Genomic DNA, 12644 nt, shown 5'->3' on the forward strand with positions numbered 1-12644 from the left:
CCTCGGTGGCACCTTCCGATCACCTCTCCATACAGTGGGTCAATGCGCACTGGTGAGCCCCTGCCAGCCGTGGGGGACGTACTGGCCGCCCTTGCGACCGGCGTGTGGCGCTTGGACAACACACACGGGCAGGTCACCATCGACGCCGAGGCCGCCCGGCTCCTCGGGCTGCCCCCGGAAGCGGCGACCGTCACCGAAGTGGCCATGCGGTCCCGGTTCCACCCGGCCGACTGGAACGAGGTCGTCGGCGTCGTACAGCTCGCCGTCGCCGAGAACACGCTCGCCGAGGTCCGGCTGCGGGTCATGGACGAGCACGGGCGGGTGATCCGTACCGTGCGCAGCCGCTCCAAGCCGACCATCGACCCCGAGACCGGGGAGTTCCTGCTGTTCGGCACCCTTCAGGAGGTCACCGAGCCCTCGGGGGCCACCGCCGCGCGCACCCCGCTCACCGGCGACTGGCGCCGCTCCCGCGAGGCGTTCCTGCTGGACGCCGGGCGGGCGCTGGCCGAGGCGCGGTCCACGGCGGAGGTACTGCGGGTCGCGGCGGGCCTGTCGATGCCGGGGTTCACACCGGACGGCCTGGCCGTCTTCGGCGTGGACGGGGACCGGCTCACCGTCATCGGCCACCACGGGCAGAAGCCGGGGGACGAGGGCCCTTTTACCCATATGTCCTTGGCCACCGACTACCCGGCCGCAGAGGTCGTCCGCACCGGCCGCGCCGTCTACCTCTCCTCCCCGGAGGACTACAAGGAGCGCTATCCCGTCTCCTGGCCGCTCGCCCAGCACTTCGGACGGGAATCCTGGGCCTTTCTGCCGCTGACCGTCGCCGGGCGCACCATGGGCGCGTGGATGGCGGCCTTCACCTACCCCGTCAGCTTCACGCCCGACGAGCGCTCGGTGCTGACGACCGTGGCCCGGATGCTGGCTCAGGCCCTCTCCCGGGCCGTGGCCACCGAGACGGAACGGGAGCTCACCGACGGGCTGCAGCGCTCGATGATGCCCACGCTCGGCCCCCAGATGCCGGGCATGGAGGTCGCCGCGCGCTATGTCCCCACCGGCGGCGGCCTCCAGGTCGGCGGTGACTGGTACGACGTGATCCCGCTGCCGACCGGCCGCTTCGCCCTGGTCATCGGCGACGTCCAGGGCCACGACGTGCGCGCCGCGGGACTGATGGGCCAGCTCCGTATCGCCCTGCGCGCATACGCCTCCGAGGGCCACCGGCCGGACGCGGTCCTCTCCCGGGCCTCGCGGTTCCTGTCCGGGGTCACGGACTCGGTGACGTACGGCTCCACGGGCCGCACCGGCGGCAACACCTCGGACCCGCGCTTCGCGACCTGCCTGTACGTCGAGGTGGACCCGGCGACCGGCATGCTCGACTTCGCCCGTGCCGGCCACCCGGACCCCGCGATACGCATGGCGGACGGGACGGTGCTGATACGCCCCACGGCGGGCGGACTGCCACTCGGCATCGACCCGGACGCCGACTACCCCACGACCCGGCTCGCCCTGGAACCCGGCGAGACCATGCTGATCTGCACCGACGGGCTGATCGAGACCGGCGGCCACGACCTCGACACCGGGTGGCGCCGTATCCGCCGCATCCTGGAGTCCCACGACGGCGACATGGAGGAGCTCGCCGACGCGCTGGTCCAGGGCGTGCACGGGCCCTCCTCGCACCACACCCCCGGGCCGCTGGCCGACCGGCGCGAGGACGACATAGCCGTCCTGCTGCTGAGCCGGCAGGGCGAGCGGCGCGGCGACACGGTCGAGGCCCCGGCCTCCCCCTCGGTGCGCCGCACCGCGCTGACCGTGGCGCAGGCCGAGCCCGAGCGGATCGCGGAGGCCCGCCAGCAGCTGCGCGAGATGCTGCACGACTGGGCCTCCGACGACCAGCGCGACTCGGCGGTCCTCCTCGTCTCCGAGATGCTGACCAACGTCCTCGTCCACACCGACGCCGACGCGCTGCTCGTCGCCGAGGTGACCGGCGGTCCGGACGACCGCCGGATACGGATCGAGGTCACCGACGCCAGCGACGACCTGCCGCATCGCCGCCACCCCGGCGAACTGGCGTCCTCCGGACGTGGACTGGTGCTCATGGAATTCCTCGCCGACTCCTGGGGCGTCGACCCGCGGGGCGAGGGCAAGAGCATCTGGTTCGAGTCCTACGAGGCCGACGGCGAACAGGACGACGAGCGGTTCTGGCGGTCGGACGACCGGGCGCCGGAAGGGGCCGGGGGAGCCGGGGGAGCCGGGGAGCGTCCGGCGGGTCACACAGGCGGGTCCGTGGCTTCCGACGGGGCCGGGGAGGCCGACGCGTAGCGGGTGCGCAGCTCCGAGAGGACCCCGAACCCGGCGGCTGTCAGCGGTACGGCGAGCAGCATGCCCAGGATGCCCGCGACGGACGCGCCCGCCGTGATCGTCAGCATCACCACCGCCGGGTGCATCTGCACGGTCCGGCTCTGGATCATCGGCTGCAGCACATGCCCTTCGAGGACCTGCACGGCGAGAACGACCCCGAGCGCCCACAGCGCGATCACGAACCCCCGGTCGGCGAGCGCGACCAGCACGGCCACCGCGCCGGACAGGAACGCGCCGAGATACGGGATGAACGCCCCCACGAAGACCAGCGCCCCGAGCCCGACCGCGCCCGGGACACGCAGGATCAGCAGCCCGATCGCGATGCACAGGGCGTCGATGAGGGCGATCACCGTGGTCCCGCGCATGAAGCCCTGGACGGCCTCGAAGGCGCGCCGGGCCATGGCCTCCACCGTGTCCGCGGTGCCGCGCGGCGCCAGCGAGCGCAGCAGCCCGGCGGTGCGGTGGGAGTCGCGCAGGAAGAAGAAGACGAGCAGCAGGGCCAGTACGGCCATGGCGATGGACTCCCCCACCACGCTCACGCCGCTGATGACGTTGGACGCGGCCGTGCCCCCGAACTTGGCCAGCAGGTCCTTGGCGTTGGAGGCGAGGTCGTCGAGGGAGGTGCCCGCCGCGCCGAAGTGCTGGGTGACGGACCGCGCGGCGTGCTTGAGGGAGGCGACGATCTCGTCCCCGGTGTCGATGAGCGCGGCGACCACGATGTAGACGGCGCCGCCGACGACCACGACCACCGCGACACAGGTGAGCGCGGCGGCCAGCGACCGGTTGACGCCGACGTCCACCAGCCGCCGGTACATCGGCCCGAGCAGCGCGGTGCCGAGCAGCGCGAGCAGCACGGGCACGATCGCCGTGCGGAACTCCCCGCACAGCCGGATCCCGACCCACGCCACACCGGCGACGAGCAGGATCACGGCGCACCAGGCGGCCAGCCGCCGCGCACCTTCGGGGAGTAGCTGCACGCTTCCACCCGACCACGCGAGGACCGTGCCGTCCCGCCGGGACGGCCCGCCCGGGTGACACGGCGTCAGCGCGAAAGGCCCCGTCCGGCGTGCGGACGGGGCCTTTTCCGCCGAGGCGGAAGAGGGTCGGAAGGGGATTACATCCCGCCCTCGGACATTCCGTGCACCGCCGGGATGGTGCCCAGGCGGCCCTTCTGGAAGTCCTCGAAGGCCTGCTGCAGTTCCTCGCGGGTGTTCATCACGAAGGGGCCGTAGTGGGCCATGGGCTCGCGGATCGGCTGTCCGCCGAGGAGGACGACCTCGAGGTCCGGCGTGTTCGCGTCCTGCTTCTCGTCCGCGCGGACGGTCAGCGAGCCGCCCGCGCCGAAGACGGCGGTCTGGCCGGTGTGGACCGGGCGACGGCCCGTACCGACGCTGCCGCGTCCGGCGAGGACGTACGCGAGACCGTTGAAGTCCTCACGCCAGGGGAGCGTCATCTCGGCGCCGGGAGCCAGGGTCGCGTGGACCATGGTGATCGGCGTGTGCGTGATGCCGGGGCCCTCGTGGCCGTCGAGCTCACCGGCGATGACGCGCAGCAGCGCGCCGCCGTCGGGGGTGCTCAGCAGCTGGACCGAGCCGCCGCGGATGTCCTGGTACCGGGGCGCCATCATCTTGTCCTTGGCCGGGAGGTTCACCCACAGCTGGAGGCCGTGGAAGAGGCCGCCGGACATGACGAGCGACTCCGGCGGGGCCTCGATGTGCAGGAGGCCGGCGCCCGCGGTCATCCACTGGGTGTCACCGTTGGTGATGGTGCCGCCACCACCGTTGGAGTCCTGGTGGTCGAAGATGCCGTCGATGATGTAGGTCACGGTCTCGAAGCCGCGGTGGGGGTGCCAGGGGGTGCCCTTGGGCTCGCCCGGCGCGTACTCCACCTCGCCCATCTGGTCCATCATGATGAACGGGTCGAGGTGGCGGTAGTTGATCCCGGCGAACGCGCGGCGCACCGGGAAGCCCTCGCCCTCGAAGCCGCTGGGCGCGGTCGTCACGGTGAGCACGGGGCGGTCCACGGCGTCGGCCGGCGCGACCACACGGGGAAGGGTCAGCGGGTTCTCGACGGTCACTGCAGGCATGTCGGTACCTCCTTGTGCTTCGAGTTTAGTTGATTGTTGAACTTTCTGCCACCCACAACGACGGACGCCCGGAGGGCATTCCCTCCGGGCGTCCGGACTGTCGTAGGAGTAGGGGAGCGGGCGCTAGCCGTACATGCGGCGCATGGCGAAGTCCACCATCTGCTCCACGGCCTTCGCGTCGAAGACCATACGGTGCTCCCCCTCCATGTCGACGACGAAGCCGTAACCGGTGGGGAGCAGGTCGATCACCTCGGCGCCGGTGATCACGAAGTACTTGGACTCCTTGCCGGCGTACCGGCGCAGCTCCTTGAGCGAGGTGAACATCGGGATGACCGGCTGCTGGGTGTTGTGCAGCGCCAGGAACCCGGGGTTGTCGCCACGTGGGCAGTAGACCTTCGACGTCGCGAAGACCTGCTGGAAGTCCTCCGCGGACATCGATCCCGTGGTGAACGCGCGCACCGCGTCCGCCAGCGAGGGCGGGGACGGCTCGGGATAGAGCGGCGGCTGCTGGCCGTAGCCGCCGGGCATCTGCTGCGGCGGGGCGTACTGCTGCTGGGCGCCCGCATTCTGGTCGTAGCCGTACATGGGTCAAAGAGTAGTCGGCCACATATGAGCCATCAGGGGTTGATTCTTATTACCGACGGGTAGCATCATCGTAGCTACTTGCCGGTACGTGTAACGAGGCTGCGAGTACCTCCGCCTCCCCGATCCCTTACGGAGCCGTCGCCATGGGGCACTACAAGTCGAATCTCCGCGACATCGAGTTCAACCTCTTCGAGGTGCTCGGGCGCGACAAGGTGTATGGCACCGGACCGTTCGCGGAGATGGACGTCGACACCGCCAAGAGCGTCCTCGAGGAGCTGACCCGCCTCTCGGAGAACGAGCTGGCGGAGTCGTTCGCGGACGCCGACCGCAACCCGCCGGTCTTCGACCCGGAGACCAACACGGCTCCCGTACCGGCATCCTTCAAGAAGTCGTACCGGGCCTTCATGGACTCCGAGTACTGGCGTCTGGGCCTGCCCGAGGAGCTCGGCGGGACCACCTCGCCCCGCTCCCTGATCTGGGCGTACGCGGAGCTGATCCTCGGCGCGAACCCGGCGGTCTGGATGTACTCCTCCGGCCCCGCCTTCGCGGGCATCCTCTTCGAGGAGGGCACCGAGGTCCAGAAGCACATAGCGAAGATCGCCGTCGAGAAGCAGTGGGGCTCCACCATGGTGCTCACCGAGCCGGACGCCGGCTCGGACGTCGGCGCGGGCCGCACCAAGGCCGTCCAGCAGGAGGACGGCTCCTGGCACATCGAGGGCGTGAAGCGCTTCATCACCTCGGGTGAGCACGACATGGAGGAGAACATCCTCCACTACGTCCTCGCCCGCCCCGAGGGCGCCGGCCCCGGCACCAAGGGCCTGTCCCTCTTCCTCGTCCCGAAGTACGAGTTCGACTTCGAGACCGGCGAGCTGGGCGAGCGCAACGGCGCGTACGCGACGAACGTCGAGCACAAGATGGGCCTCAAGGCGTCCAACACGTGCGAGATGACCTTCGGCGACCGCCACCCCGCCAAGGGCTGGCTGATCGGCGACAAGCACGACGGCATCCGCCAGATGTTCCGGATCATCGAGTTCGCCCGCATGATGGTCGGCACGAAGGCGATCTCGACCCTGTCCACGGGCTACCTGAACGCCCTGGAGTACGCCAAGGAGCGTGTCCAGGGTCCCGACCTCGCTAACTTCATGGACAAGGCCGCGCCCAAGGTCACCATCACGCACCACCCCGACGTGCGCCGCTCGCTGATGACGCAGAAGGCGTACGCGGAGGGCATGCGCGCCTTGGTGCTGCACACCGCCGCGATCCAGGACGAGATCCAGGTCAAGGAGGCGGCCGGCGAGGACACCGCCGCCCTGGAGGCCCTCAACGACCTGCTCCTGCCGATCGTGAAGGGCTACGGCTCCGAGAAGGGCTACGAGCAGCTCGCCCAGTCGCTGCAGACCTTCGGCGGCTCCGGCTTCCTGCAGGAGTACCCGATCGAGCAGTACATCCGCGACGCCAAGATCGACACCCTGTACGAGGGCACGACCGCGATCCAGGGCCAGGACTTCTTCTTCCGGAAGATCGTCCGCAACCAGGGCGCGGCGCTGAACTCCCTCGCCGAGGACATCAAGAAGTTCCTGGCGCTCGGCACGGGCGGCGAGGACCTGTCCGCGGCCCGCGAGCAGCTCGCCAAGGCGGCCGTCGAACTGGAGGCCATCGTCGGCCTCATGCTCACGGACCTCGCGGCCACCGAGCAGGACGTCAAGAACATCTACAAGGTCGGCCTGAACACCACCCGCCTGCTGCTGGCCTCCGGCGACGTCGTCGTCGGCTACCTGCTGCTGCGCGGTGCCGCGGTGGCCGCCGAGAAGCTGGAGACGGCCTCGGCGAAGGACAAGCCCTTCTACACCGGCAAGATCGCCGCGGCGAAGTTCTTCGCCGCCAACGTCCTGCCCGGCGTCACCGGCGCCCGCAAGCTCGCCCAGGGCGTGGACCTGGACCTGATGGAGCTGGACGAGGCGGCGTTCTGATCCTCCCGCCCCTCGCGGTCTGAGGGCATCGCATCGCCGTCGGCGGCCCGTTCCCGGAGCGAATCTCCGGGGGCGGGCCGCCGTCGCATGCGGCCCCAGAGGGCTCGCGGCAGCCCGCTCCTCGCCAGATGTCCGTCCTTCACATCCCTCTTACGAAGGGCTGTCCCCACCGCCGGGAGCGGGACCTCGGGCGTCGTTAAGGTGAACCCATGAGCACAAGCGCCCGCTTCGACCGCGGCCACACCGACGACCTCATGACCTTTCTGGCGGCGAGCCCGACGCCGTACCACGCCGTGGCGAACGCCGCCGAGCGGCTGGAGAAGGCCGGATTCCGTCAGGTCGCCGAGACCGATGCGTGGGAGGGGACGAGCGGCGGCAAGTACGTGCTGCGCGGCGGCGCGATCGTCGCCTGGTACCTGCCCGAGGGCGCCGAGCCGCACACCCCGTTCCGGATCGTGGGCGCACACACCGACTCCCCCAATCTGCGGGTGAAGCCCCAGCCGGACAGCGGGGCGCACGGCTGGCGCCAGGTGGCCGTGGAGATCTACGGCGGCCCGCTGCTGAACTCCTGGCTGGACCGGGACCTGGGCCTGGCGGGACGGCTGACGCTCAAGGACGGTTCCTCGCGACTGGTGAACATCGACCGCCCCCTGCTGCGCGTGCCCCAGCTCGCCGTCCACCTCGACCGTTCCGTCTCCACCGACGGCCTCAAGCTCGACAAGCAGCGTCATCTGCAGCCCGTCTGGGGCCTCGGCGACCCCGGCGAGGGCGATCTGATCGCCTTCCTGGAGGAGGAGTCGGGTCTGTCGGCGGGCGAGGTCACCGGCTGGGACCTGATGACCCACTCCGTCGAGCGGCCCTCGTACCTGGGCCGTGACAAGGAGCTGCTGGCCGGACCGCGCATGGACAACCTGCTGTCCCTGCACGCGGGGACGGCGGCTCTGATCGCGGCGGTGACGGGCGACGGCTCCCCTTCCGGCTCCGGTTCAGGTTCGGGTTCGGGTTCCGGCTCCGGTTCCGGTTCCCGTGCCGGTTCGGGGCTTACGTACATCCCCGTCCTCGCGGCCTTCGACCACGAGGAGAACGGCTCGCAGAGCGACACCGGCGCCGACGGTCCGCTGCTCGGCGGCGTGCTCGAACGCTCGGTGTTCGCGCGCGGTGGCTCGTACGAGGACCGGGCGCGCGCCTTCGCGGGCACGATCTGCCTCTCCTCCGACACCGGCCACGCCGTCCACCCCAACTACGCCGAGCGGCACGACCCGACGCACCACCCGCGCGCGGGCGGCGGCCCCATCCTCAAGGTGAACGTCAACAACCGCTACGCGACGGACGGTTCGGGCCGTGCGGTCTTCGCCGCCGCCTGCGCGAAGGCCGGCGTGCCCTTCCAGTCCTTCGTCTCCAACAACTCGATGCCCTGCGGCACCACCATCGGCCCGATCACCGCGGCCCGTCACGGCATCAAGACCGTGGACATCGGCGTGGCCATCCTCTCGATGCACAGTGCCCGTGAACTCTGCGGCGCGGACGACCCGTTCCTGCTGGCCAACGCGCTGGTGGCGTTCCTGGAGGGATAGCACCCCGGTGATCGAGGAACAGCGGCATCACCGGGGCGGGGCTACGGCGTGCAGGTGACCGTCGTGCAGGTAGCGGCCGTGCGGGTGATGGTGCGGGAGTGGGGGACGGTCAGTCGTCCATCCCCGCGAGCACCAGCGGCAGCCGGTCCGCGCCGCCCTCGGTGAGGCGGACCGGCACGCCCCAGTCCTGCTGGTGGACATGGCAGGCCGGGTACTCGTTCTCCGGGTCGTCGTCGCAGGACGCGGCCATCGCGGAGACGTGCAGGACGCCCTCCGTGACGGCCGGGTTCAGCTCCAGGGCGCGGGAGAGGTCAGTACCCGCGCCCTCACCGCCCAGCAGCAGCTCGGGCGGGGTCGAGGAGACCAGGAGTCTGGTGGACGGGCCGTAGCGGACGTCGAGCTTCTGGCCGGCCGGCGCCTGGAAGATCACGTCCAGCTTGAGGGCGCCGGGAGTGACTTCGGTGGCGGCGCGCTGGGTGCGGTGGGCGACCGACTCCACCCGTACGGCCTCCTCGGGGAGCCGCAGCCGGGTCAGCCGGTGGCGCGCCGACTCCACGACCACGATGTCGTCCCCGACGAGCACCGCGTCGCTGGGCTCCCTCAAGTCGGTCGCCAGCGTGGTCACTTCGCCGGTCGCGGGGTCGTAGCGACGCAGCGCGTGGTTGTACGTGTCGCTGACCGCGACCGAGCCGTCGGGAAGCGCCGTGACACCCAACGGGTGCTGGAACAGGGCCTGTTCCGCGGCCCCGTCCCGGTGCCCGAAGTCGAACAGACCGGTGCCGACGGCGGTGTGGACGGCCCCGTCGAGATCCACCCAGCGCAGGGCGCTCGTCTCGGAGTCGGCGAGCCAGAGCCGGTCGGCGGTGGCGGCGAGCCCGGACGGCTGCGCGAACCAGGCCTCGGCCCCCGGCCCGTCCACGAGCCCCTCGTTCGTCGTACCGGCGGCGACCCCGACGGTGCCGCCCTCCGGGTCGTACGCCCACAGCTGGTGCACCCCGGCCATGGCGATCCAGACCTTCCCGCCGAACAGCGCCACGTCCCACGGCGAGGACAGGTCCACCTCGCGCGCCGGGCCGGACGTCGGCGAGCCCTGCCACCACTGGCGTCCCGTACCCGCGAGGGTGCTGACCTCGCCGGTCGCGAGGTCGAGGCGGCGCAGCGCGTGGTTCACGGTGTCCGCGACGACGACCGAGCCGTCGTCGAGCAGTGCCAGCCCCTGCGGCTCGCTGAACCCGGCCTCCTCGGCCGACCCGTCCACGAACCCCCGCATCCCGGAGCCGATCCGCCGTACGACGCTCTCCCCGTCGCTCTCCAGCTCGACGAGCTGGTGCCGGGTCGTGTCGCTGACCAGGAGGTTCCCGCTCGGCAGGGCGAGCGCCTTGCCGGGGAAGCGGAGCGCCGTGGGCTCGGGCTCGGGCGCCACGTAGGGCCCGTCGCCGCGCCGCAACGTCCCCTTCTCGGCGTGCTCGGCCTCCAGCTCCTCCACCAGCCGGGCGATCGCGTGCGCGTGCCCCTCACCGGCGTGCTGCGCGACCACGTACCCCTCGGGGTCGATCACGACGAGCGTGGGCCAGGCCCGTACGGCGTACTGCTTCCAGGTCGCGAGCTCGGGATCGTCGAGCACCGGGTGCTCGACCCCGTACCGCTCCACCGCGTCCACGACCGCCTGGTGCTCGGCCTCGTGCACGAACTTCGGCGAGTGCACGCCGATGATCACCACCGTGTCCCGGTGCTTCTCCTCCAGCTCGCGGAGCTCGTCGAGGACATGCAGACAGTTCACGCAACAAAATGTCCAAAAATCAACAATTACGATGCGGCCTCGGAGTTCAGTGAGGCCGAGCTGTCCACCGACTGTATTGATCCAGCCACCCTTACCTGTCAGTTCGGGGGCCCGGACACGTGCTCGCTTTGCCATGGATCAAGCCAACCACACCCCGCTGAACCCTGTTCCGCACGGCCTTCCCCGGCCCAGACGATCCGCAGTCGTCTTTCGGGATCAAACCGTCGCCCCCGCCCCTCGGCACGCGTGACCCAGACACGCTCGATGGCCTCGGACAGGAGTCCCCGCTTACTCCCCACCTCACTTCGCTCCCACAGAGCCGTCAGGCCTGCACGGTCGAACGGAACATTCCGGTCGGCCATCGCCTTACGCGTCGGATGCCCTGCGGGGAGGGACGGGACCCTGGCGATGAGGGATTCCACCACCGCCCTCTCGACAGGCGCCGCCAGCGCCCGCGCACCCGGACAGGTGTGCCCCAGTCGCACGCCCTGGCAGACATACGACTTGCCGCTCAGGCTCATGCGGGTTCCACATCCGTCGATTCCGCAGTACAGAAGTCCTGTCAGCAGGTGCACCGACGCTCGAACCGGGTGCTTCACACCATCGCCCCTGAGTCGGGTCCTGGACTCCAGAGTGGCCATGATCCGCTTCTGCTCCTCAACGGTGACGATTCCCTCACCCACGACGACCGGGCCTCCGGTCGCCGGGTCCCGGTAGGGCTTGACCACCCCGGTGTACTTGCGCCGGCCACGCTCCTCGTCCCAGACGGTCTCGGTCTCAGGAAGCAGTCCCGCGAATGCCGGCGCCTTGAGCAGCTGGGACAGCGAGCCCACTTGCCAGAGCCCACCCCGGGGCGAGGGAATCCCGTTTTCGTTGAGCAGCCTCGCGATCCTTACAAGCGGACTGCCAGAGAGCGCCTCGTCCGCGATCAGACGCGCGTACACGGAAGTCTCCGCGTCCGGGAACAACCGCCCTGAATCAGGGTCGACGCACAGCCCGTAGGGGGGCTGACCTCCGATCCACCTTCCCCGGTTGCGCAAGTACTGCTTGGCATGACGGATGCGCTCACCCTGGGTCTCCGACTCGACACGGGCCCACTCCGACAGCGACGCGATGGCGAGCCTCGCCCCAGGGGAACCTGAATCCAACTTGTCCATGACGGAAACCAAACGGCCCCCGACCTGATCGAACTCGTCCAGCAGAGGACCGACCTCAGCGATTCCCTTGCGGCTGAGCCTGTCCAGCTTCCACACGATCAGCGTGCGGACCGCACCCGACGTGACAGCCGCTCTCGCATTGTCGAAGCCTTCCCTGCTCACATCTTTGTAGCCGGACCGACCTCGGTCGACGTGCACTCTGCGAACAACCAAACCATGTAAGCCTGCCCAGGCCCGACAATCGGTCTCTTGGCGCTCAATGGCCGTTTTGCCATCCCGATCCAGCGAGAGTCATAGATAGAGATCGGCATATTCGACGCAAGCATCGTGGTGCTGCAAGTCCCCTCCCAGAGTTGATCACTCTGTGAACGAACAGCAGAGTCAAAGGTAATGAACTCACCTCAGCACGTGCCCCGTAGTGGCGTCCACGTGGTCCGGGACCTCGTCGTGACGGTCGCCGACCGTGAAGGTTCCGGTGGGCTCGAAGAGCAGGATCGCGGCGCCGGTCGGGGCGCTCGGCTTGTGTACCTGCGGGCGCGGCTGCGGCGCGAGACGGGGCTGAGCCCGTCGGCGTACCGGCGGCGCTTCGGGCCGGGTCCGGGGGAAGGGGGGACGTCCGGTCCCTTCGCGAAGGAGGAGCCGGGCGCGGGTTTTCCGGGATCAGGGGGACGGGGACGGATCGGGCCGTGACGTGGACGTGGCCCGGGATCTGACCTGCTCGCCCCAGGCCTCCGACACCGCCCTCGGGATCTTCGCCGTAAGACCCCCCTCCTTGGTGAAGGCGAGCCCTCGGCTGTAGTCGCCACCACCACAGCCGTCGGACTGGAAGGTGAGCTGCACGCCGGCGGACGCGTCGATCACGGGGCGGGTGGCGCCCTTGCGGGTGACCCGGAAGCGGATCGGGCCGGCGCCGGGGTCCATGTCGTGCGGCAACGGGAGCTGCACGTCCGTGATGCCCTCCAGCCGCAGCTCACCCTTCGTGAACGTGCCCCGCGCGCACAGCTCGAAAAAGGCGCCCCCGAGGTCGCCGTACCCCTGGTGGACGAACAGCACGCCGACACCGGAGACGGTGCCCACGCCGGCGCAGTCCCGCGCGTGGGAGCAGCCGGTCGCGGCCGCGAGCAGGACGGCCAC

At 70.2% G+C, this 12644-nt stretch carries 9 protein-coding genes and 1 pseudogene; 3 read left to right on the top strand and 7 right to left on the bottom strand.

Annotated features, from left to right (window positions below; translation table 11 throughout):
- Positions 1-42 precede the first annotated feature (42 nt).
- Positions 43-2319 carry a SpoIIE family protein phosphatase gene (locus OG568_RS25660; RefSeq protein ID WP_329533274.1) on the top strand — a complete coding sequence of 759 codons (2277 nt, stop codon included), beginning with the start codon at positions 43-45 and terminating at the stop codon, positions 2317-2319.
- On the opposite strand, the gene OG568_RS25665 is transcribed toward OG568_RS25660, so the two are convergent.
- The 3 genes from OG568_RS25665 to OG568_RS25675 all read right to left on the bottom strand — a co-directional run bounded on the left by OG568_RS25665 (position 2268) and on the right by OG568_RS25675 (position 5029).
- A complete protein-coding gene (locus tag OG568_RS25665) occupies positions 2268-3335 on the bottom strand; it encodes an AI-2E family transporter (RefSeq protein ID WP_329533275.1) in 1068 nt (355 codons plus the stop codon). The two genes, OG568_RS25660 and OG568_RS25665, sit on opposite strands and share 52 nt — an antisense overlap.
- A 137-nt stretch (positions 3336-3472) precedes the next feature.
- Positions 3473-4444, bottom strand: coding sequence for a pirin family protein (locus tag OG568_RS25670; RefSeq protein WP_266432414.1), 972 nt, complete (start codon positions 4442-4444; stop codon positions 3473-3475).
- Positions 4445-4567: 123 nt separating this feature from the next.
- Complete coding sequence (locus OG568_RS25675) at positions 4568-5029, bottom strand: SseB family protein (RefSeq protein ID WP_266432416.1); 462 nt, start codon at positions 5027-5029, stop codon at positions 4568-4570.
- A gap of 143 nt (positions 5030-5172) precedes the next feature.
- On the opposite strand from OG568_RS25675, the gene OG568_RS25680 reads away from it, so the two are divergent.
- Complete coding sequence (locus OG568_RS25680) at positions 5173-6999, top strand: acyl-CoA dehydrogenase (protein WP_329533276.1); 1827 nt, start codon at positions 5173-5175, stop codon at positions 6997-6999.
- 209 nt (positions 7000-7208) lie between these two features.
- Positions 7209-8573 carry a M18 family aminopeptidase gene (locus OG568_RS25685; protein WP_329533277.1) on the top strand — a complete coding sequence of 455 codons (1365 nt, stop codon included), beginning with the start codon at positions 7209-7211 and terminating at the stop codon, positions 8571-8573.
- A gap of 109 nt (positions 8574-8682) precedes the next feature.
- Here OG568_RS25685 and OG568_RS25690 read toward each other — a convergent pair whose 3' ends face one another.
- From OG568_RS25690 to OG568_RS25705, 4 genes and pseudogenes are all read right to left on the bottom strand, one after another.
- Complete coding sequence (locus OG568_RS25690) at positions 8683-10488, bottom strand: NHL domain-containing thioredoxin family protein (RefSeq protein ID WP_329533278.1); 1806 nt, start codon at positions 10486-10488, stop codon at positions 8683-8685.
- Complete coding sequence (locus OG568_RS25695; RefSeq protein ID WP_329536453.1) at positions 10452-11795, bottom strand: recombinase family protein; 1344 nt, start codon at positions 11793-11795, stop codon at positions 10452-10454. Before OG568_RS25695 ends, OG568_RS25690 begins: the two co-directional genes overlap by 37 nt.
- Positions 11796-11906: 111 nt before the next feature.
- Positions 11907-12050, bottom strand: a pseudogene (locus OG568_RS25700) (cupin domain-containing protein); the annotation flags it as partial.
- Positions 12051-12170: 120 nt separating this feature from the next.
- On the bottom strand, positions 12171-12644 hold the full coding sequence (locus OG568_RS25705; protein WP_329533280.1) for a hypothetical protein: 474 nt from the start codon (positions 12642-12644) through the stop codon (positions 12171-12173).

This window comes from Streptomyces sp. NBC_01450, from assembly GCF_036227505.1.
GTDB lineage: Bacteria > Actinomycetota > Actinomycetes > Streptomycetales > Streptomycetaceae > Streptomyces.

Coding starts and splice junctions, on each gene's coding strand:
- OG568_RS25660 (WP_329533274.1), top strand. CDS start 43: ATGCGCACTGGTGAGCCCCTGCCAGCCGTGGGGGACGTACTGGCCGCC.
- OG568_RS25670 (WP_266432414.1), bottom strand. CDS start 4,444: ATGCCTGCAGTGACCGTCGAGAACCCGCTGACCCTTCCCCGTGTGGTC.
- OG568_RS25675 (WP_266432416.1), bottom strand. CDS start 5,029: ATGTACGGCTACGACCAGAATGCGGGCGCCCAGCAGCAGTACGCCCCG.
- OG568_RS25680 (WP_329533276.1), top strand. CDS start 5,173: ATGGGGCACTACAAGTCGAATCTCCGCGACATCGAGTTCAACCTCTTC.
- OG568_RS25685 (WP_329533277.1), top strand. CDS start 7,209: ATGAGCACAAGCGCCCGCTTCGACCGCGGCCACACCGACGACCTCATG.
- OG568_RS25690 (WP_329533278.1), bottom strand. CDS start 10,488: ATGGCAAAGCGAGCACGTGTCCGGGCCCCCGAACTGACAGGTAAGGGT.